The 20,101-nt window shown below is 64.7% G+C and carries 26 protein-coding genes and 1 tRNA gene; 5 read left to right on the top strand and 22 right to left on the bottom strand.

Features of this window, described 5'->3' with window-relative positions:
- Window positions 1-24 precede the first annotated feature (24 nt).
- Window positions 25-98, top strand: a tRNA-Gln gene (locus SC1_RS18315).
- A gap of 345 nt (window positions 99-443) precedes the next feature.
- Here the strand turns inward: SC1_RS18315 and SC1_RS18310 are convergent.
- From SC1_RS18310 to secB, 4 genes are all read right to left on the bottom strand, one after another.
- Window positions 444-1,145: a DUF4136 domain-containing protein gene (locus SC1_RS18310; RefSeq protein ID WP_083435988.1), complete on the bottom strand. Its 702-nt coding sequence runs from the start codon at window positions 1,143-1,145 to the stop codon at window positions 444-446.
- Window positions 1,146-1,311: 166 nt separating this feature from the next.
- Window positions 1,312-2,310, bottom strand: coding sequence for a tryptophan--tRNA ligase (trpS, locus tag SC1_RS18305; RefSeq protein WP_062185775.1), 999 nt, complete (start codon window positions 2,308-2,310; stop codon window positions 1,312-1,314).
- Window positions 2,311-2,313: 3 nt separating this feature from the next.
- Window positions 2,314-3,906: a murein biosynthesis integral membrane protein MurJ gene (gene murJ / locus SC1_RS18300; protein ID WP_083435987.1), complete on the bottom strand. Its 1,593-nt coding sequence runs from the start codon at window positions 3,904-3,906 to the stop codon at window positions 2,314-2,316.
- A 27-nt stretch (window positions 3,907-3,933) separates the two neighbouring features.
- Window positions 3,934-4,449, bottom strand: a complete 516-nt coding sequence (secB, locus tag SC1_RS18295; protein WP_062185773.1) for a protein-export chaperone SecB — start codon at window positions 4,447-4,449, stop codon at window positions 3,934-3,936.
- A 253-nt stretch (window positions 4,450-4,702) separates the two neighbouring features.
- Between secB and SC1_RS18290 the strand changes: the two genes are divergently transcribed.
- From SC1_RS18290 to SC1_RS18280, 3 genes are read left to right on the top strand one after another with little or no spacing between them, the layout of a single operon-like run.
- Window positions 4,703-5,365 (top strand): Tim44/TimA family putative adaptor protein, encoded by a 663-nt coding sequence (locus tag SC1_RS18290; protein WP_152682493.1) that lies wholly within the window; start codon window positions 4,703-4,705, stop codon window positions 5,363-5,365.
- A 4-nt stretch (window positions 5,366-5,369) separates the two neighbouring features.
- Entirely contained in the window at window positions 5,370-6,695 is a 1,326-nt protein-coding gene (locus SC1_RS18285) for a murein transglycosylase A (RefSeq protein WP_062185770.1), read from the top strand.
- A 1-nt stretch (window position 6,696) separates the two neighbouring features.
- On the top strand, window positions 6,697-7,272 hold the full coding sequence (locus tag SC1_RS18280; protein ID WP_062185768.1) for a Smr/MutS family protein: 576 nt from the start codon (window positions 6,697-6,699) through the stop codon (window positions 7,270-7,272).
- Here SC1_RS18280 and dapE read toward each other — a convergent pair.
- Window positions 7,269-8,402, bottom strand: coding sequence for a succinyl-diaminopimelate desuccinylase (gene dapE, locus SC1_RS18275; RefSeq protein ID WP_062185767.1), 1,134 nt, complete (start codon window positions 8,400-8,402; stop codon window positions 7,269-7,271). The two genes, SC1_RS18280 and dapE, sit on opposite strands and share 4 nt — an antisense overlap.
- Before the next feature lie 97 nt (window positions 8,403-8,499).
- Here dapE and SC1_RS18270 point away from each other — a divergent pair, with 97 nt between their 5' ends.
- Window positions 8,500-8,967 (top strand): cupin domain-containing protein, encoded by a 468-nt coding sequence (locus SC1_RS18270; protein ID WP_062185764.1) that lies wholly within the window; start codon window positions 8,500-8,502, stop codon window positions 8,965-8,967.
- A 200-nt stretch (window positions 8,968-9,167) separates the two neighbouring features.
- Here the strand turns inward: SC1_RS18270 and SC1_RS18265 are convergent, their stop codons facing one another.
- The 17 genes from SC1_RS18265 to SC1_RS22495 form a co-directional block, all read right to left on the bottom strand.
- Entirely contained in the window at window positions 9,168-9,839 is a 672-nt protein-coding gene (locus SC1_RS18265) for a glutathione S-transferase family protein (RefSeq protein WP_062185762.1), read from the bottom strand.
- 42 nt (window positions 9,840-9,881) lie between these two features.
- Entirely contained in the window at window positions 9,882-10,547 is a 666-nt protein-coding gene (gene yihA / locus SC1_RS18260; RefSeq protein WP_238586776.1) for a ribosome biogenesis GTP-binding protein YihA/YsxC, read from the bottom strand.
- Window positions 10,544-12,286 carry a membrane protein insertase YidC gene (gene yidC / locus SC1_RS18255; protein ID WP_062185760.1) on the bottom strand — a complete coding sequence of 581 codons (1,743 nt, stop codon included), beginning with the start codon at window positions 12,284-12,286 and terminating at the stop codon, window positions 10,544-10,546. The genes yihA and yidC overlap by 4 nt, the downstream gene beginning before the upstream one ends.
- Window positions 12,287-12,330: 44 nt before the next feature.
- Window positions 12,331-12,543 carry a membrane protein insertion efficiency factor YidD gene (gene yidD / locus SC1_RS18250; protein WP_062185757.1) on the bottom strand — a complete coding sequence of 71 codons (213 nt, stop codon included), beginning with the start codon at window positions 12,541-12,543 and terminating at the stop codon, window positions 12,331-12,333.
- A 151-nt stretch (window positions 12,544-12,694) separates the two neighbouring features.
- The gene (rnpA, locus tag SC1_RS18245; protein WP_083435986.1) at window positions 12,695-13,042 is read right to left on the bottom strand and encodes a ribonuclease P protein component; all 348 of its coding nucleotides are present in this window, start codon (window positions 13,040-13,042) and stop codon (window positions 12,695-12,697) included.
- A gap of 29 nt (window positions 13,043-13,071) precedes the next feature.
- On the bottom strand, window positions 13,072-13,206 hold the full coding sequence (gene rpmH / locus SC1_RS18240; protein ID WP_054586364.1) for a 50S ribosomal protein L34: 135 nt from the start codon (window positions 13,204-13,206) through the stop codon (window positions 13,072-13,074).
- 101 nt (window positions 13,207-13,307) lie between these two features.
- On the bottom strand, window positions 13,308-13,658 hold the full coding sequence (locus SC1_RS18235) for a hypothetical protein (protein WP_062185755.1): 351 nt from the start codon (window positions 13,656-13,658) through the stop codon (window positions 13,308-13,310).
- Window positions 13,659-14,207: 549 nt separating this feature from the next.
- The gene (locus SC1_RS18230; protein WP_062185753.1) at window positions 14,208-15,002 is read right to left on the bottom strand and encodes an alpha/beta hydrolase; all 795 of its coding nucleotides are present in this window, start codon (window positions 15,000-15,002) and stop codon (window positions 14,208-14,210) included.
- An 85-nt stretch (window positions 15,003-15,087) separates the two neighbouring features.
- On the bottom strand, window positions 15,088-15,741 hold the full coding sequence (locus SC1_RS18225) for a glutathione S-transferase family protein (RefSeq protein ID WP_062185751.1): 654 nt from the start codon (window positions 15,739-15,741) through the stop codon (window positions 15,088-15,090).
- Window positions 15,741-16,202: a hypothetical protein gene (locus SC1_RS18220; RefSeq protein WP_238586774.1), complete on the bottom strand. Its 462-nt coding sequence runs from the start codon at window positions 16,200-16,202 to the stop codon at window positions 15,741-15,743. The genes SC1_RS18225 and SC1_RS18220 overlap by 1 nt, the downstream gene beginning before the upstream one ends.
- Window positions 16,180-16,692 carry a VOC family protein gene (locus SC1_RS18215; protein ID WP_062185747.1) on the bottom strand — a complete coding sequence of 171 codons (513 nt, stop codon included), beginning with the start codon at window positions 16,690-16,692 and terminating at the stop codon, window positions 16,180-16,182. The genes SC1_RS18220 and SC1_RS18215 overlap by 23 nt, the downstream gene beginning before the upstream one ends.
- Before the next feature lie 2 nt (window positions 16,693-16,694).
- The gene (locus tag SC1_RS18210) at window positions 16,695-17,105 is read right to left on the bottom strand and encodes a glyoxalase/bleomycin resistance/extradiol dioxygenase family protein (RefSeq protein ID WP_062185745.1); all 411 of its coding nucleotides are present in this window, start codon (window positions 17,103-17,105) and stop codon (window positions 16,695-16,697) included.
- Between the two features lie 16 nt (window positions 17,106-17,121).
- Window positions 17,122-17,916 carry a VOC family protein gene (locus SC1_RS18205; RefSeq protein ID WP_062185743.1) on the bottom strand — a complete coding sequence of 265 codons (795 nt, stop codon included), beginning with the start codon at window positions 17,914-17,916 and terminating at the stop codon, window positions 17,122-17,124.
- Window positions 17,917-17,939: 23 nt separating this feature from the next.
- On the bottom strand, window positions 17,940-18,656 hold the full coding sequence (locus SC1_RS18200; protein ID WP_062185741.1) for a DUF899 family protein: 717 nt from the start codon (window positions 18,654-18,656) through the stop codon (window positions 17,940-17,942).
- 23 nt (window positions 18,657-18,679) lie between these two features.
- Window positions 18,680-18,979: a hypothetical protein gene (locus SC1_RS18195; RefSeq protein WP_062185739.1), complete on the bottom strand. Its 300-nt coding sequence runs from the start codon at window positions 18,977-18,979 to the stop codon at window positions 18,680-18,682.
- Entirely contained in the window at window positions 18,976-19,527 is a 552-nt protein-coding gene (locus SC1_RS18190; protein WP_062185737.1) for a GFA family protein, read from the bottom strand. Before SC1_RS18190 ends, SC1_RS18195 begins: the two co-directional genes overlap by 4 nt.
- A 153-nt stretch (window positions 19,528-19,680) precedes the next feature.
- The gene (locus SC1_RS22495; RefSeq protein ID WP_302851630.1) at window positions 19,681-20,085 is read right to left on the bottom strand and encodes a DUF1428 domain-containing protein; all 405 of its coding nucleotides are present in this window, start codon (window positions 20,083-20,085) and stop codon (window positions 19,681-19,683) included.
- Between the last annotated feature and the right edge of the window lie 16 nt (window positions 20,086-20,101).

Raw genomic sequence — 20,101 nt, 5'->3', positions numbered from 1 at the left:
CAATCATATTGCGCGCGCCTCTGATGCCCCGTCGTCTAATGGTAAGACTACGGATTCTGATTCCGTCTATTGAGGTTCGAATCCTCACGGGGCATCCAAACTTCCGATATTGGTTGGCAAACGCGCCCAGGGCCCCGTGTCTTGGGCGGATGCTCTGCGATTCGATTATGGCCCCGGAATAACAATCGTCGGAGCCCGGCGGCGGCAACGCGCCTTCTGCTGGCAGTCTCTAGTCGAACGGCGGCCGGCCTATCCTTCATCGTCACCCCGGACTTGATCCGGGGTCCCGCTTGATGCCGAAGCCAACGAGTGCGTCGAAAGCGGATCTCGGGCCCAGCGCGGAATGACGAACGGAGAGATATCCGACATCGCTCTCCCCCGTACACAAAAAGGCCCGCCTTCCTTTCGGACGGCGAGCCTTTTGTTTTTCGGATTGTAGCCGTTCAGCCCTTTTCGGGCGGTGCCACCGTGATCCGCACCCGCTCGCCCGAATTGCCGGGGAAGCCGGTGAACATCGCTTCGACCAGGTTCGGGACCAGTGCCTGCAGATTATTGTCGCGCGACTGCGCCTCTGCATGGCCCTCGAACAGGCGCGAGCCGTCGGCGGCGCGGTTGATCTGGAGGTTCAGGCCGCTGGTGTAGACGGTATAGCTCGACACGTCGTTATAGCCGCCCCAGCCGGGTCCGAAACCGCCCCACAGGAACGGATCGCGATAGCCATAGACGTAACGGCGTCCGCCGCGTCCGCTGACGATCACGGGACGATAGAATCCGCGGCCGTAAAAGCCGCCATAGCTGCCGTACCAGGGGTCGCCGAAGCCGGGGCTCGACACGACGCGTTCGCGGCCCTTGTCGACGCCATAATCCATGCGGACGACCAGGTCGGCGCGTTCGCCGTTCGCCGCGGGGCGATAGCCGTAACGCGTCAGCTCGCCTGCGACGAGATTCGCATATTGGCCGAATTCGATACCGCCTTGCAGCGAGGGGTCGCTCGCCTCGACGACGAAGCTCTGGCCCTGCGGTGCGGGAAGCTGCGTCTGGAAACGCGCGACATCGGCCTTGAAAGGGGTCGCGCAGCCGGCCAGCGCCAGCGCCGCGCCGGTCATGGCGGCAAGGCTCAATCGCCGGAAATTCATCTTGCTCATCGTCCTGGCTCCGTGATTCGGGCGCGCATAACCCGCGCTTTCATACCATAGACTATACCGATGCGACTTAACCTTGGTTGAACTCGGTTCGTCGCAGGGCTGTTCCACCCCCTCAATATGGGGGGGCGGAAGCGCTTAACAAGATTTTTCGTACCAGGACGACGGTTTAACGGCAGAGCCCCAGCGCGGCATAGGCCGCGTCGAGCGTGGGCCGTGCAAGCGCCGATGCGCGCGCCGCACCGGCCTCCAGCGCGGCGTCGATCGCGGCGGGATCGGCCTTGAGCTCGGTCAGCCGCGTCGCGATCGGGCGCAGCGTTTCGACCAGCACCTCGCCGAGCGCGGGCTTGAACGCGCCGAATCCCTGTCCGGCAAAGCGTGCGAGCACCTGGTCGATGCTCTCGTCGGCCATCGCGGCATAGATGGAGACGAGATTCTTCGCCTCGGGCCGCCCTTCCAGCCCCGACGCTTCCGACGGCAGCGGCTCGGCGTCGGTCTTCGCCTTGCGGATCTTCGCCATGATCGTGTCGGCGTCGTCGACCAGGTTGATGCGGCTCGCGTCGCTCGGGTCCGATTTCGACATTTTGGCGGAGCCGTTGCGAAGGCTCATGATCCGTGCTGCGGCAGCCGGGATCGTCGGCTCCGGCAACGTGAAGGTTTCGGTCGCCGTATCGAGGTTGAACTTGGTCGCAATGTCGCGCGCGAGTTCAAGATGCTGTTTCTGGTCGTCGCCAACGGGGACGTGCGTCGTCTGGTAAAGCAGCACGTCGGCCGCCTGCAGCACCGGATAGGCAAAGAGGCCTACGCTTGCGCCCTCGCGGTTCTTGCCCGACTTTTCCTTGAACTGCGTCATGCGGTTCAGCCAGCCGATGCGCGCGGTGCAGAATAGCAACCAGGCGAGTTCGGCGTGCGCGGGGACGCGCGCCTGATTGAACAGGATCGCCTTTTCGGGGTCGATCCCCGCCGCCATCAACGCGGCCGCCATCTCCCGCGTGTTCGCGGTCAGCTCGGCGGGGTCGTTATAGACGGTGATCGCGTGCAGGTCGGCGAGGAAATAGAGCTTCTCGCCCGGCATCTCGTCCTGCATGCGCACCCAGTTGCGGATCGCGCCCAGATAATTGCCGAGATGCAAATTTCCGGTGGGCTGGATGCCCGATAGCGTCCGCATGTCTTACTCCTGTTCAACCGCCGGTTTGGCGCGCCGCCGCGTGAGCATGCGAACCAGATCCTTGTCAAGCGCGCCAACGAGGAAGGCGACCGCGAAGAAGGCCGCGCCGCCGGCTGCGCAGAGCGCGGCGAGCGACCAGATGCGTTCGAACACGTCGCCGCCATAATAGGGCGCCATCATCGGCATCATCCACCAGAGCAGCGCCGACATCGCTGCGACCGCGATCAGTTGGCGCGCAATCCGCCCGGCAAGCTTCGCCGTGAAATGGAACCAGCCGCGGCGGTGGAGCATGGTATAGAGCAGGATGCAGTTGAGCGACGCCGACGCCGCGGTTGCGCCCGCGAGTCCGACGATGCCATAATGTTCGACGACATAAAGATTGATCGCGATATTGACGATCAGCGCCGCGAGTGCGGTCCACACCGGAGTGCGCATATCCTCGCGCGCGAAAAAGCCCGGGTTCAAAATCTTGACGATGACATAGGCGGGAAGACCCGCGACGAGAGCTGCCACGATTTGCGCCATGATCGCGCCATCGGCATCGGTGAACCGGCCGCCGACGAAAAAGGCGGTGACGAAGGCAGGGGCGCAGATCGCGAGCGCGGCGGCGGCGGGCAGGGTGAGCAAGGTCGCGATCTCGAACGCATTGCCTTGGAGCCGCTGCGCCTCGTCGGCGTCGCCGCTGTGGATATGGCGCGACAGCATCGGCAGGATCGCGGTGCCCAGCGCGATGCCGACGATGCCGAGCGGTAGCTGGTTGAGCCGGTCGGCGAGTTTCAGCAGCGTGAGCGAGCCCTGCGCCAGCGAGGTCGCGAAGAAGGTGTCGACGAACTGGCTGACCTGATAAATGCCGGCGCCGAAGGTCGCGGGCAGGATCAGCATGCCGAGCTTTCTCACCTCGGGCGTGAATTTGGGCAGGTGCCAGTGGAGCTTCAGCCCGGCGCGGCGCACCGCCCACCACATATAGGCAAGCTGGACGACGCCCGCGAGACTCACCGCGACGCATAGCGCCTCTGCAACGATCCGGTCGTCGCCCCCCGGTCCGCGCAGCCACCAGCCGGTGATAATGCCGCCGATCAGCACGATATTGAGCAACACCGGCGCAAAGGCGCCCGGCGCAAAGCGCGAGCGAGCATTGAGCAGGCCCGACAACATCGCGACAAGGCTGACCAGCGCAAGATAGGGAAAGGTCACGCGGCTCAGGAAGACCGCGAATTCGAACTTGCCCGGCACCTGTTGGAAATCGCGCGCGAGTAGCCAGACGATGCCCGGCATCGCAAACATCATCACCGCCGAGAAGGCGAGCAATATCCAGAGGAAGACCGAGAGCACATCGTCGGCGAACTTCGCCGCCGCCTTTTCGCCGTCCTCCCCATGCAGCACGCGGCTGTATGTCGGGACAAAGGCGACCGAGAAGGCGCCCTCCGCGAACAGGCGGCGAAAGGTGTTGGGGAGAGTGAAGGCGAGCTGGAAGGCGTCGGCGGCGAGGCCCGCGCCGAGGACGCGGGCGAGCAGCATGTCACGCGCGAAGCCGAAAATGCGGCTGACCATCGTCAGGCCGCCGATCGTCCCCACGTTTTTGACGAGGCTGCTCAAGTCCTCAGCCCGCCCCCGTTAAGGTGCTCAGGCCTGGCCGACCGTGACTTCGCCGGCCGCTTCGGCCTGCGCGGCCTGAATCTGCTGCGCGAACAGGCCGTGGAAATCGATCGGTTCGAGCAGCAGCGACGGGAAGCCGCCGTCCTGGACGGCATCGGCGACGACGCGGCGGGCGAAGGGGAAGAGGATGCGCGGCGCTTCGGCCAGGAAGAAGGGCTGAAGCTGGTCGTCGGGGACGTTGCGCACGCCGAACAGACCGGCGTATTTCAGGTCGATGACGAAGCTCGTGCCCTGATCGGTTTTCGACGTGACGTCGATCTTCAGCAGCACTTCGTACAGATTCTCGCCCACGCTATCGGCGGCGATATTGAACTGCACATCGACCTGCGGGGCGTCCTGCCATTGATAGACGGCCGGTGCGTTCGGATTTTCGAACGACAGGTCCTTCACATATTGCGAAATCAGGCCGATCGCCGGGCTCGTGTCTTCGCCGTTCGGCTGCAGGGCGGGGTTGTTGAGGTCGGCGCTGGTCTCGTCAGCCATGATGATGAAGCTTTCACTGAAAAGATGGAAACAATATCCGCATCCGCGCACCCGTGTCGGAACCGCGGCGGACGGTTGTCGCGGCGCTTAGCAGCGCCCGGCAGCGAGCACAATGGGCGCCCTGTGCGGTGCTATAGTTAAGGTCGAATCGTTGACCCGCCGCGCCGTAGCGGCCATGGTCATTTGAAACCGGGGCGCGTATCGCCTATGTATCGACCATTATGTTTCCATTGCCCGCATTGGACTTTTGCCCGTGACCTCTTTTGCTATCGTCCTGCTCGCCATGATTGCCGCCTTCCTCGGCATGCGGCTCTACTCGGTGCTCGGCAAGCGCACGGGGCATGAGCAGGAGCCCGTGTTGCCGCGCGAACGCGCCGCCGCATCGCCGGTCCGGCTTGACGAGAAGGACGGATCGCAGGCTGGCGTTGCCGCCCCCGCCGATACGTCGGGCCTCGTTTACGAACCCGCTGCGGAGGCCGGCCTTCGCCAGCTTCTCGCGACCGACCGCAATTTCGACGCCGGCCGCTTCATGGAGGGGGCCGAGGCCGCCTACCGCATGATTCTCGAGGCCTATTGGAAGGGCGATCGCGATACGCTTCGTGATCTTTGCGACGACGACAGCTACGAAGCCTTTTCCGACGCCATCGCCGCGCGCGAGGGCCGCGGGGAAACGCTCGACAATCGCCTGATGGGAATCGATTCGGCCAAGATCACCGCGGTCGAGCTGAATCGTAGCGAGGCGCGCGTCACGGTTCGTTACCATGCGGATATCAGCGCGGTCACCCGCGACGCCGAAGGCAAGCTGATCGCCGGGTCGATGAGCGACGCGTCGCAGACCGACGACCTCTGGACCTTCCGCCGCCAGATCGGCAGCAACGACCCCAATTGGGTGCTCGACGAAGCCGAATCGGCCTGACCCCATGATCCTGACGGTGGGGGCGCCGCGCGCGCGGACTTTCGGATTCGCGCTGCTCGCTGCCCTGCCGCTGCTTTCGGGCTGCGCGTCAGTCATTCCCGCGGCGGATAGTGGCCGCCCTGCAACCACTACTCCTGCACCGACGCGGCCAGCAGGCACGCCGCGGCCCTATACGCCGCGCCCGTCAGAGGGCACCGGTGCAGCTGCGCAGCCGATTCCCGCGACGCCGCGCGCGCCGCTCGCCGCGGCCGCCGTTCCGGCCGACGCGACGACGGCTGCCGCCAGCGGCGTTGTCGCGGGTCCCGATTTCTCGACGCTTGGCGTTACCGCCCAGCAGGCCGCCGCCGCGCTCGCGGCGTTCCGCATCAGTTGTCCGTCGGTCCAGCGCCGCACCGACACGAGCGGCCTGACGCAGGGCACCGACTGGACCGAAAGCTGCAACGCGGCGAAAAGCTGGAAGGACAGCGATGCGGCGGCCTTCTTTGCCCGTTATTTCGGCACCGTGCAGGTCGGCACCGGCACGACCTTTGTCACCGGCTATTACGAACCCGAAATCGCTGGCTCGCGCACGAAGCAGCCGGGTTATGACGTCCCCATCTATCGCCGCCCCGCCGACCTGGTCGAAGTCGACCTTGGCCAGTTCGCCGACGATCTGAAGGGCCGCAAGATCCGTGGCCGCGTCGATGGCGGCAATTTCACCCGCTATTACGACCGCGCGGCGATCGAAAGCGGCGCGCTCGACGGGCGCGGGCTCGAAATCGCTTATGCCGCCGACGCCGCCGAATTCTTCTTCCTGCAGGTACAGGGTTCGGGTCGCCTGCGCCTCCCCGACGGCGGCATCATGCGCATCGGCTACGACACGCAAAACGGTCGCGGCTATGTCGGTATCGGCAAGCTGCTGCTCGATCGCGGCGAATTGCAGCGCGGGCAGGCGTCGATGCAGGGCATCCTTGATTATCTTCGCGCCGACCCCGTGCGCGGCGCTGCGGTGATGAACGAGAATCCCAGTTGGGTCTTTTTCCGTGAACTCACGGGCCCCGGCCCGCTCGGCGCGCTCGGGGTTCCCGTCACCGGCCGCGCGAGCGTCGCTGCTGATCCCCAATATGTGCCGCTCGGTGCTCCGGTCTTTCTTTCGCTCGACCGCGCTGAACCGAACGGGCTCTGGATAGCGCAGGACACCGGCGGCGCGATCAAGGGCGCCAACCGCTTCGACAGCTTCTGGGGCGCGGGCGACGCGGCGCGCGCGATTGCGGGCGGCATGTCGGGACGCGGTTCGGCGCTGCTGCTGCTCCCGCGCGCCAGCATCGCGCGGCTGATCCCGGCGCCCTGACATGCCCCGGCGCCTCGCCCCCGAGGAAACGGCGCTGTGGAAAAAGGTCGCAGCGACCGTAAAGCCGCTGCCCCAGGCGAAAGCGCCGCTCGCGCCCACCGCGCCGCCGACCGTCAGTCCGCCAAAGCCGACGCCGCGCAACATTGCGGCTCCCGCTGCCGCACCGCGACCCGCGACGAAACTTCCGCCCCCGCGCCGCACTCATCAGGCTGCAACGCTCGACGGCCATTGGGACCGCCGCCTGCGCAAGGGACTTGTTCGCCCCGATCTCAGCATCGACCTTCACGGTCACACGCTCGCTTCTGCGCAGGTTTTGCTCGATGAAGCGATCGGGCGCGGGCTGATGCGCGGCGCGCGCGTGTTGCTTGTGGTGGCGGGGCGCCTCCGCCCCGGTGCCGACCGTCTGCCCCAGATGCATGGCGATCCGCGCCCGCGCGGCGCGATCCGCGCTTCGCTGCCCGACTGGCTCGCCTATTCGCCCTACGCCGACCAGATCGTCGCGCTCCGTCCCGCGCATGTCAGCCACGGCGGCGCGGGGGCGGTCTATGTGATCCTGCGCCGTAGCCGCGAGGATTAGACGAAGGCGCGCACCAATATGCCGCGATAGATGGCGGTCAGCGTGTGCAGATCGTCGACCGCCACGGCCTCGTCCAGCTTGTGCATCGTCGCATTGGTCAGCCCGAATTCGACCACCGGGCAGAGCGCGTGAAGAAAGCGTGCGTCCGATGTGCCGCCGGTGGTCGACATTTCGGGGGTCAGGTCGGTTTCGGCGTGGATCGCCTCGGCGACCAGCCCTGACAGATCGCCCGGCGGGGTGAGGAAGGCTTCGCCCGAAATCTTTCCCAGTATTTTCGCATTTGGTTCGACGTCGTGCGCGAGGCGCTCGATAAGCGCGACAAGGTCGGCGCCCCTGTGCTGGTCGTTGAAGCGGATCGACAGCCGCGCCCGCGCTGAGGCGGGGATGACGTTGGTCGCGCCATTGCCGACCTCGATATCGGTGAACTCGATGTTCGACGGCTGAAACCAATCATTGCCCTCGTCGAGCGCCACCGCATCGATCGCCGCCATGATCCGCACCAGTTTCGGGATCGGATTGTCGGCAAGGTGCGGGTAGGCGACATGCCCCTGCGTCCCCGGCACGTCGATCCAGATATTGACCGATCCGCGCCGCCCGATCTTCACCATGTCGCCGAGCCGGTTCACCGATGTCGGCTCGCCGACGACGATCATGTCGGGCTTCACCCCGCGCGCATCCATATGCTCCATCAGCGCGCGCGTCCCAAAGATCGCGGGCCCCTCCTCGTCGCCGGTGATGATCAGGCTGATCGTGCCGGCCTCAGTGGGCGTGGCTGACGCGGCGGCGACAAAGGCCGCGATCGAACCTTTCATGTCGACTGCCCCGCGCCCATAAAGCAGGTCGCCGCGTACCTCGGGGGCAAAGGCATCGCCGGTCCAGCCGACGCCCGGCGGCACCACATCGAGATGCCCGGCAAAGCCGAAATGCCTCGGCCCCTTGCCCGTGCGCACGGCGAGCAAATTTTCAACGGGGCCATCGGGTTCGATCCCGTCGATGAATCGCTCGACGGCAAAGCCGAGCGGCGTTAGCGCCGCTTCCAGCACGTCGAACACGGCGCCCATGGCCGGGGTGATGCTCGGCGCGGCGATCAACGCCTTTGCCAGTTCTACGGGATCGACGGTGATGCTCATGCCGCTCCCTTACCCCCTTGCGCGGCAGCAAGTCGAGGCTTTGCATCAAGGCGCCTTTGTGCGAAACAAAGGAGGAACAAACTCCACGAGGACTGCCATGCCCAAGCTCGATCTTGATGCGATCCCGCAAACCAATGCCACCGGCTATCCCGCGCCCTATGACGCACCCGTGCAGGGGCGCTGGTACCGCCGCCTCGCCCCCGTCACGGGGCTCAGCGATTTCGCCGCGAGCCATGTCGTGCTGAGGCCCGGCGCCTGGTCGTCGCAGCGTCATTGGCACGACGGCGAGGACGAGATGCTGGTGATGATCGCGGGCGAAGCGGTGTTGATCGAGGATAGCGGGCGCTGGCCGATGCGACCCGGCGATATCGCGGTGTGGCCGAAGGGCAGCACGAACGGCCACCATCTCGTCAACGAATCGGATGTCGATTGCATCTTCGTCGCGCTCGGCGGCGGCAAGAAATACGATACCGGCGGCGGCTATTCGGACATCGATATGCTCTTCACGCCCGACGGCTATTTCCACAAGGACGGCACGCCCTATCCAACGACGCGGATTCCGTGATCCGTTGACGGGGAAGGCTAGCTACGGGGTGGGGAGCGGCGTTGGCCCCCATCATCGTCATCCCGGGCTTGACCCGGGATCCCGCTTCTTTGACGCAACCGCTGGCCCCGGCAGCAAGCGGGACCCCGGATCAAGTCCGGGGTGATGATGATGTAGGGTCCGCTATCGGTCGAAACCGGCTGGTCAGGCAAATATTGCCCTTATCCCTCGACCGGCCCCTCGAACTTCTCGATGATCCAATCCTCGGCCTGCGCGCCGCCGATCCATTCCTGCATGCATGGATGGCTGATGACCGCCTGTGCATAAGCGGCGGCGAAACGCGGCAGCGGGATCGAGTAAGTGATGAAGCGCGTCACGACGGGCGCGAACATGATGTCGGCGGCCGACCAGCTGCCAAAGAGGAAATCGCCTTCGCCGCCGAACCGCGCGCGTGCCTCGGCCCAGATCTGGAAGATGCGGACGACATCGGCCTGCACTTCGGGAAGCAGCTCGGCCGGTGGGTAGATGCGGCGGATATTCATGCTGTGGTTGCGGCGAAGAGCGGCAAAGCTCGAATGCATTTCCGCCGCCATCGACCGCGCCATCGCGCGCGCTGCCATATCTTCGGGCCAGAATCCTTTGGTCCCGCCGGTCTTTTCGTTGAGATAATCGATGATCGCCAGGCTGTCCCACACGACGATATCGTCGCCGTCCCAAAGGATCGGCACCTTGCCGCCCGACGGCGCGAACTCGTCGCCCTCGCGGCGGTTCGACCAATCTTCGTCGTAAAGCGGGACGGTGACTTCCTCGAACGGCAGGCCGCTATGCTTGACCGCCAGCCAGCCGCGCAGGCTCCAACTCGAATACGCCTTGTTACCGAGAAACAGTTTCATAGGGTCTCCTTGGCCCCACCCTCAAGGGGAGGGAGGAAAAGGTCAACTCTCGACCGCCTCCAGCACCGCGGTGCGAAGTTCGGCGATGCCCATGCCCTTTTCGCTGCTCGTCGCGATCACCTGCGGATGCGCGGCGGGATGCTTGCGTGCTTCGGCTTCGGTCGCGGCCTGCACCGCTTCCAGCTCAGTCGCTTTGATCTTGTCGGCCTTGGTCAGCACGATGCGATAGCTGACCGCCGCGGTGTCGAGCATTTCGAGCACGTCGCGGTCGACATCCTTGATCCCGTGGCGGCTGTCGATCAGCACCAGGGTGCGTTTCAGCACCGCGCGGCCGCGGAGGTAATCGTTGATCAGGAAGCGCCATTTCTTGACGACATCCTTCGGCGCCTTGGCAAAGCCATAGCCGGGCATGTCGACGAGCCGGAAGATCAGCGGATCCTGGCCGACATCGAAATAGTTGAGTTCCTGCGTCCGCCCCGGCGTCACCGACGTGCGCGCGAGCCCGTTGCGGTTCGTCAGCGCGTTGAGCAGCGACGATTTGCCGACGTTCGAGCGGCCCGCGAACGCGATCTCGGGCACGCTTGGGCTTGGCAGGTGCTGGAGCGCGGGCGCCGATTTCAGGAACGTGATCGGTCCCGAAAACAGCTTGCGTGCGCGCTCCGCCCGTTCGGGGTCGGCCCCCGGATCGATGTCTTCGTTGTCGCTCACTTCGCCGGTGCCGCCTTGAGCTGCGGGAACTTGCGATACATCCACTGCTGCTGCGCGATCGACAGCAGGTTGTTGGTGATCCAGTAGAGCAGCAGGCCGGCCGCGAACGGCGCCATGATGAACATGAACAGCCACGGCATGATCTTGAATACCTGCTGCTGCACGGGGTCGGTCGCCTGCGGGTTCAGGCGGAACTGCAGGAACATCGTGATGCCCAGGATCACCGCGAGGATGCCGATCGACAGGATCGACGGCGGGGTGAAGGGTAGCAGGCCGAACAGGTTGAGGATGTGCAGCGGGTCGGGCGCCGACAGATCCTTGATCCACAGGATGAACGGCTGGTGCCGCATTTCGATCGTCAGCATCAGCACCTTGTACAGTGCATAGAAGATCGGGATCTGGATGACGATCGGCAGACAGCCGGCGAGCGGATTGATCTTCTCGTCCTTATAGAGCTTCATCAGCTCCTGCTGCTGCTTCGGCTTGTCGTCCTTATAACGTTCCTGCAGCGCCTTCATCTTCGGCTGCACAAGACGCATCTGCGCCATCGATCCGAACTGGCGCTGCGCGATCGGGAACATCAGCGCGCGGATGATCAAGGTCAGCACCATGATCGCGACGCCGAAATTGCCGACCTGCTTGAACAGCCAGTCGAGCAGCTTGAAGATCGGCACCTCGAAAAATTCGAACCAGCCCCAATCGATCGCGTTCGACAGGCGCGTGATGCCCTGGTCGTCCTGATAGTGCGAGAGCGTGCTGACTTCCTTGGCGCCCGCGAAGACGCGGCTGGTGGTCGTGACCTGCTTGCCCGGCGCCACTTCGACGAGGTCGCGGGCGAAAGCGGCGCGATAGGCACCGCCCGGCAGGGCGTTGAACGCGGCCGAGACTTTTTCGCCCTTGGCGGGGACGACCGCGGCGAGCCAATATTTGTCGGTGAAACCGAGCCAGCCGGCCGCCGTGTAGGAGACGGTACCGTTCGAGGCCTCTTCGACCTCGTCATAATTGGTGAAGTTCGATTTGCCGTCGAGATAGCCGGTCGGCCCGACATGGATCGTCCAGCTATCCTGCTCGTGCGGGTCGGTCGGTTTGCCGGTGCGGTCGATATAGGTGCCGCTGCGCACTGCGACGGGCGTGGCGCCCGTGTTGGCGATCGTCTGTTTCGCGGTGATCAGATAATCATCGTCGATGCTGTATTCGATACGGAAGGTCTGGCCGGTCGTGTTCGACCAGCTCAGGGTCACGGGGGTCGATGGGGTCAGCTTGGTGCCGCTCGCGGTCCAGACCGTGCTGGCGCCGGGAACCACGATGCCCTGCGCCGACCAGCCGATGCTCGCGAAATAGGCGGCTTTGGTGCCGGCGGGCGCGAACAGGCGGACGGCGGGCGAATCCTTCTTGATCGTCTGACGATATTTGCTGAGCGTGATGTCGTCGACGCGCGCGCCGACGAGGTTGATCGACCCCTTGATCGCCGGAGTGTCGATCGGAATGCGGTTGCCTTCGCCCAGCACGGCCTCGACCGGGCGGATCGCCTGCGGCGCGGTGGCGGGCACGCCGGGGGCGGGCAGCGCGGCGGGCTGGCCCGGCGTTGCCGCGGGCGCTGCGCCATCCGGACCCGCGACCGTCCTGGTCACATCGGGCTTGTCGGGCGTGGGAAAGAATTTCTCGGAGACGAAATTCCAGCCGATCAGGATTGCCACCGACAGCAGGATGGCCGTGATCATGTTACGCTTGTCGTCCACGCTCGTTGGTCTCTCTTCGTATCAAATGTCGGGAAGTGCCGCGCCTAAGGCACGGGGTCGTAGCCGTGACCGCCCCAAGGATGGCAGCGCAATAGCCGCTTTGTCGCCAGCCAGCCACCCTTGATCGCACCATGACGCTGGAGCGCGGTGATCGCGTAGCTGCTGCATGACGGCGAGTAACGGCAGGTGGGCGGAAGGATGCGCGAGGGGCCGATTTGCCACCCGCGGGCGATCAGGATGAGCAATTTTGCAATCATGCAAAAAGCCCGAAAAACTGCGCAACTTCACGCGCGATTGATGCTTTTTCCTCTTCGTCACCCCGGACTTGATCCGGGGTCCCGCTCAGCGACGTTGAAAAGCGGGACCCCGGATCAAGTCCGGGGTGACGAGAAAGGGGAAGGGCGACGCTCATGACGGCTTTGCTGCCAGCTTCTTCGCTGCGCGCTTCAGCGCCGAATCGAGATGCTCGCCAAGCTCGGCAAAGACGATGTCGTTGCCGCCCGGCCGGCCGATCAGCACATGGTCGGCGCCGACGATCCCCGATTCGGGCAGCGCGGCGCGGCACAGTTCACGCAGCCGGCGCTTCATCCGGTTGCGGGTGACGGCGTTGCCGACCTTCTTGCTGACGGTATAGCCGATGCCCAGCGAATCGTCGCCGTCGCCGCGCTGGCGGACGAGCAGGACAAAGCCGGGCATGGGAAAGCGAAGGCCGCGGTTGGCGGCCAAAAATTCACTACGTTTTGAAAGCGTTCGCACCAGACGGGCTGGCGCAGAAGCGTCAGCGATCAGGCCGACAGCTTCTTGCGGCCCTGGGCGCGGCGGTTGGCGAGAACCTTGCGGCCGCCGACAGTCGCCTTGCGGGCGCGGAAACCGTGGCGACGCTTGCGAACGAGGCGGCTCGGTTGATAGGTACGCTTCATCGCGGTATCCCCAAATTCTCTCTAAAGGCTCTAACAGAAAAGGGCCGCCAAACGTGGGCGGCCACTGATGGGGGCGCGGATAAGCGAGAGTCGGCGCAAAGTCAATTCCCATCGCGGCGGTTTTCCGGTGCCTTGCCGTGGAATGCGGCCTTTTTGATCGTTTCCAGTGCTGCCCGCTCGCGCTTTCGCGCTGCGCTTGCGCGGCGCATCACGCGGTCGGTCCATGCCGCATAGCGCGGGTGGCGCCATTTGAAGCGGACATAGATGCGCTTCGCCCACGCGCTGTTCTGCAGGCACAGCATCAGCCCGAGCGGGAAAAGAATGATGAAGCCGGGGCCCGGCAAGATGCCGACGATCGGGGCGATCGCCATCATCACCACGCCGAGGATGAACAGCGCCAGCCGGACCTGCGCGGTCGATCGCAATCGCTGATAAAGGCTCCGCTTCGCCATGGGGGCGATGTGGGGGAGGCGGCGGCGTGTTACAAGGATAAAGCAGCTTGGCGCGCGAGGATTGATGATCGCGAGCAGCGGTTTTTGGGTGGAGAGCTGTCGTTACCCTCTTTGGACATCGCCCGCTGAATCCGGGATCGGGTCGGCGCAAGGGCTGCGCAATATTCCAAAGTTCAGGAAAGTTCAGCCCTATGAGCGCGCCGATTTGCCAGTCGCGGAGCGCTGGATGTGCGCGGCACGTCCGATCATGGTCGCACCCCAAGCCAGGCAGCGACCGCCTTTTTGTTCACCGAATGAAAGAGCCGGATGAAGGCTTGCACAGCCGGATAATGTAGGAAAGACCTATTTGGAGGTGATGTCTGTTTTGGGGTGGGAAGCGGACATCCCGTCCCCCACGTCCGTCATCCCGGGCTTGACCCGGGATCCCGCTTTTTGACGCGCCCAATGGCTTCGACCTCAAGCGGGACCCCGGATCAAGTCCGGGGTGACGATGATGGGGAGGTCTGCAACCGGTCGAAAGCGCCTTCTCGAGCGCAGCGGTCGCGACAGTCAGTTGAGCGTGACGAAGCGTGCCATGTCGTCGCGCGTCAGATAGCGGACATCGTCGAACGATGTGCTGTTGGTGAGCGTGTAAAAAGCGCGGGCCTTGGCGGCATCCATACCCATTTCGCGGTAGTAGCCGAGATATTCGGCATGGACCGGATCGTTCGCCGGATAGTCGTTCGCCTCGCGGCCATATTCGTCCGCCCAGCTATGGACGCCGAATTCCGCGTCGGGCGCGGCACGGCGGGTGACACCGGCGAGCCAGAGTTCCACCGCGCCCGAGCGGATCGAGCCGCCCGCGGGAACGACCGTTTCCATGCCCTGCCGGCGGACTGCGCGCGCCAGGATCAGGTTTGCTTCTTCATCCAGGCTGCCGGGGCAATCGACCATCTCGAGCCGCTTGAGCCCGGGGTATGCCGCCAGCATCGCCGCGAACTGGCGCGGCGTGGCGGAGGTGACGTCGCCGGCCATGCGCACGGTCGTGCTGTCGATCACCGAAAAGGGGCCATAGGCCGCTTTCGCATGGCCGAGCGTCGCGAGCGTGGCGGCAGGCGCATAGCGGCGCGTGGAGGCGAAATCGGCGTCTTCGGCGAGCGCCTCGTCGCCCAGGAGTGCGGCGTCCTCGTCGATAAATTCAGCGCCGTCGTCTTCGCCTGCATCGTCATAGGTCCAGGTCACCGTCGTCGTGGTGATCGTCATGACCTGCTGCGCATGCGCCGGCGCGAACGCCAGCACCGCCGCGAGTGCGGCGATGATGAGCGTACGGACGAAGGCGTGCATGGAGGCGGACGGCGAAACCATGCGTCCGCCTTCGCGCGTGCGCGCCTATCAAATGGCGAACAGGCAACGTCAGCGCGCCGTTAACCCCGATATGGGACGGCCTGGATCAATCGCGGTCGGGCGCGCCAAGCGGGAAGTAGGGACGGTATGGCCGCGCCTCCTCGACGCACCGCGAAACGGTCGGATGCGCGAGCAGGCGAGCGCGATAGGCGCGCAAATTCTCGTACTTCTCCGGGATTTGATAGACCCAGTCGGCATAGAAAAGCGACGGCGCCGCGGCGCAATCGGCGAGCGTGAATCCATAGGGCGTCGCCCAGCCGCCGCCCGCCAGCTCCTTGTCGAGCCAGGCATAGATGGTATCGAGCCGCGCATGCGTTTGTTCGACGATGATCGGCAGATGATTTTCGGGCCCGCGCAACGCGTCGTTCACCACCTCCTGCATCCGGTTCATCACATGATGATCGAAGATGCGGTCGAACAGCCGGACCTTTAGCGCCGCGTCAAAATCCTGCGGGATCAGGCGCGGTTCGGGCACCAGATGGTCGAGATATTCGATGATGATCGACGATTCGAACCAGGGCACGCCGTCGTGGACGAGCAGCGGGAACTGTCCGACCGGCCAATGCGCCCGCAATTCGGGCATATGGTCGGGGAACGCCGGATCGACCGAGCGATAGTCGAATTCGATGCCCTTTTCGTAGAGCGCGATCAGCACCTTCCATGTGTAGGACGAAAAGGGGTGGCCATAATAGATCAGCATCAATTGCTATCCTTGCGCGTCAGCCAGGCGAGCGGCCAGCCGACGAAGAAGATGTGCGGGAAAAGCGCGATCGCGCCCTTCGCAAGGTCGGTCGGCGGGAAGGGCAAGCCGAAGCGCAGCGGCAGCACGATCCCGTTCATGATGACATAGAGCAGCAGCCCGTAAAGCGTTCCGGTCAGCCACCAGGGCCACGCCGTCAGCGCGCTCCAGCGCCGCGCAACGAAAAACCATGTCGCGACCATCGCGCCCATGATCGTATAATGGGTCGCGAGGCCCGCGATATCGCCGCCGATGCCCCAGCCGCGCGCGGCGTCGCCGAACGGCCCGCTCGCCACCGCATGGAGCATCGAAGAGACGGTACCGCCCTGCAACAGGCTCGACACCGACGCATAGACGATGTCGAGCGTGCCGCAGAGCACCCATGCGAAGAGCGCCGGGTTACGCCGCGCCAACGGCTTCACCCCGCACCGCGGCCTCGATCTTCGCGATATCGATCTTCTGCATCGTCATCATCGCGTCGAACGCGCGCTTGGCGACCTCGGGATCGCCGCCCATCGTCGCGTCGGTCAGCACGCGCGGGGTGATCTGCCAGTTCAGGCCCCATTTGTCCTTGCACCAGCCGCACGCACTTTCCTTGCCGCCGTTGCCGACGATCGCGTTCCAATAACGGTCGGTTTCCTCCTGCGTGTCGGTATGGACCTGGAAGGAAAAGGCCTCGCTGTGCGGAAAGATCGGGCCGCCGTTGAGCCCGACGCACGCTATGCCCAGCACGGTAAAGTCGACCGTCAGCGCGTCGCCCTTTTTGCCGCCGGGAAAATCGCCGGGTGCTTTGTGAACGGCGCCCACGCTGCTGTTCGGGAAGGTCGCGGCATAGAAATTCGCCGCTTCCTCGGCATCCTTGTCGTACCAGAGGCAGAGGCTCACGGGTTGGCTCGTCGGTTGGTTCGTCATTTTCACTCTCCTTTGATGGGCCCGCCGATCGACCATTGATGGCCGAACGGATCCTTTATCTGGGCATAGCGGTCCCCCCAGAACATATTGTCGAGTGGCATCACGACGCTTGCGCCCGCGGCAACCGCGCGTTCGAACCACGCGTCGGCATCGTCGACCTGCAGGTGCAGTGTCACGCCATCGGGCTTGCCCGACGGTTCGCTGACATATTCGGGAAATTCGTCGTGCATCATCAGCGACGCGCCGTTGATCGTCAGATGCGCGTGCATCAACCGCACGCCGTCGTCGGCGGGCACGCGCACATTTTCAGTCGCGCCGAACGCCTTGATGTAAAAGTCGATGGCCTCACTCGCGCGCTTGTCGGCGATCGCGATATGCGGGGTGAGGCCGGTGGTCGGGCCCTGATTGTCCATCGTCGCTCTCCTTCGATTATTTGCGCGGCCCGACGAAGCCGACCGGCGCACCCTGCGGATCGATGGCGTTCATCGCATATTCGCCGCCGGGGATTTCCATCGGTTCGTTGGTGATCGTGCCGCCGTTCGCGGTCACGGCGGCATGCGCGCGGTCGATATCGTCGACGCCGATATAGAAATTCCACACCGGGACCGGATAACCTTCCATCAACGGCATCACCGCGCCCAGCCCGACCTCGCCGCGCTGGATGAAGCGGTACGCGCCAAGCTCGCCCATCGGCATCTCGCCTTCCTGCCCCCAGCCGAAATGCTCTTTATAGAAAGCGATCGCGGCGTCGGAATCGCTCGTCGCCAGCTCGTTCCAGCGCACATGCTGTGCCTCGGTCACCGAAAAGACGTCCCTCTCCATGCCTTCCATTCCCTCGGGCGGCTTGGGGTCCATGACATAGAAGACTGCGCCCTGCGGGTCGGCGACCATTGCGATACGCCCGACCGGAATGTCCATCGCCGGCATATGCACGCTGCCGCCGTCGGCCTTGATCGCCGCAACCGCGGCATCGACATCGGCAACGTGGAGATAGCCGATCCAGATCGGGCGGGCGCCGCCCGCAATCATGTCGGCATTAAGAGCCAGCACGCCGCCGGCATTGCCGCCATCGCTGCGCCCGATCATGCGGTAATCGACGCCGCCCGCGGTCTGTTCGCCGGTGTCGGCGATCGTCCAGCCGACCACCGCGCCATAGAAGCGCGCCGCACCCGCAGGATCGGGAGTCATCAGCTCGTACCAGATGAAGTTGCTCGGCTCGCTCATCGTCTCTCTCCTCGATTTTTCTGTCAGTAAGTCAGGCTGGGGAACCAGTCGCCGCGCCCCTCGGGCGTCATGTCGAGCAGGCCCCAGAGCGGATCGACAAGGTCGCCCGCGCGGTGGTGCTGGCCGGGGTCTTCGGGTGCATAGGCCATCTCGCTCGCCCAGACGTGGCGGATCGCGTTGCCGTCCTTGCGGAAGACGTTGAAGATCGTCTCGTCCCAATTCTCGCCCGGCTTCATGCCATGCTCGGTGCGCTTGGCGTCGGACAGTTTCGACGTGTCGCCGAAATAATCCGCTGAATAACGTCCGTCGACGTCGGACAGAAAGGTCAGGTGCGGCCAGCGCCGGTCCTTCGCCCACGCCTCCAGCCGCGCGATCGGCGACTTGGCGACGACATAGAAGGGCGCGCGCTGCCCGATATGGCGTGCGCTGCCGTCGATCGCGTCGAGCATATGGGTGCAGCCGTTGCACGGCTTGTCGCGCTCGGCCCCGAACATGAAGCTTTGCATGATGATGCTTGGCTTACTCTCGAACAGCTCGGACAGCTTGATGCGCTCGGGACGCTGATATGCGCCGATCCGCTCGAATTCATAATCCTCGGGCACCTCGCCGCCCGGCGGCAGCGCGCGGCGCTTGGCGGCGACCGCCTCGATCTGACGGCGCAATGCGATTTCGTCGTCGAGCAGCGCGGCGCGCGCGGCGCGATAGGCGGGGCTTTCGTTCGGGAAGGACAGATGTTCCATGGCCTGCTTCCTTCTGGTCGGGCTTATAGCCGGTGCAGCCGCAGCGGCTTTACATTTTCGCGCGCGATCAGCCCGCGCGCCTCGAGATCGAGCTGAACGCCCTTCAGCCACCAGCCCGCTTTCGCGCCGCCGGGAAACAAATCCTCGGGCAGCAAAGGCAGCACGCGCGCCTTGACCTCGGCGACGGTGAGGCCGGGCTGAGCGCTGGGCACGGCCGCGAGCAGCGCGTCCTTCATCGCGTCATATTTCGCCTTCTCGACGCGCACGACATGGCCGGGGCTCGTGAAATTGAGCATTTCGACGCGTTCGAGGCTTTTGCTCATCGCGCATATCCCTTCGTCGCTTCGATCGGCGGGGCGCGAAAGCCCATCGCGATCCATGCGGTGAGCAAGCGCCACATGAACTTGCCCGAAGGCGATTTGTAATTGGGGATGTCGTCGGGCAACTCGACGCCTGCGGGCCGGTCGCCGACGATCGTCCGCATCTCGGCCGCCGGACGCTCGCCTTCGGGGATGCGGCCGGAATAGACGCTCAGCCAATGCCCCTTGGTAAATTCGAGCGCGATCGGCGCGTTGCAGCACCGCGCGACGAACCGCCGCGTCGGCGATTCGGGGGTCAGCCGGTGTTCGTCCAATTTGTCCGACCCCGACAGCCAGGCGAGGCGATCCTTGCGGACGAGCAGATAGGGTGTGCCCCCGTCGGCGCCGACCACCGCCGGCGCGCCGGGAAGCGCCGCGAAGGCGCGTCCCGCCGTCTGACAGCTCTGGCAATAACAGGTCGCCGCGACGATCGGCTTGCCGGTGAGTTCGAGCGTCACTGCGCCGCATTGGCAGGACGCGGTGCGATGTTCGGGTGTTTGTGTATCGGCCATCGGTTCTCTTCCCAGCGATCCTCCCTGCCGCGAAGCGATGGGGAGGGGGACCATCCGAAGGATGGTGGAGGGGCGGCGACGTCGCGCCATCGCCCCTCCGTCAGCCATGCGGGCTGCCACCTCCCCATCGCTTCGCGACAAGGAGGAGCAAAGTCAGGCCTCGACGATCGGTGCGAAACCGCCGTAGATCATGCGCGCACCGTCGAACGGATTATTCTCCGGATCATGCTTCATCCGCTCGTCGGTCATCATCTTTTCCCAACCCGTCGTGCGCGCTTCCTTGTTGGGCCACTCGACCCAGCTATAGACGACGGTCTCGCCGTCCTTCTTGTGCGCGGCGCGGGCATAATCGGTGACCTTGCCGTCGGGAACATCGTCGCCCCACGCCTCGACGACGCGCGTCGCGCCATAGTCGCGGAACACTTCGGACGCCTTTTGCGCCAGCGCGCGATAGGCTTCCTTGTTGCCGTCGGGCACGGGGACGACATAGCCGTCGACATAGGAGGTCGAGCCTGCGGCCCGATCGTCGACGATCGAGTCGAAGCCGCCGATGATCATCCGCTTCGCGTCGAAC

The organism is Sphingopyxis sp. C-1 (assembly GCF_001047015.1).
Taxonomy (GTDB): domain Bacteria; phylum Pseudomonadota; class Alphaproteobacteria; order Sphingomonadales; family Sphingomonadaceae; genus Sphingopyxis.
This window is presented reverse-complemented; position numbering and strand designations above follow the sequence as displayed.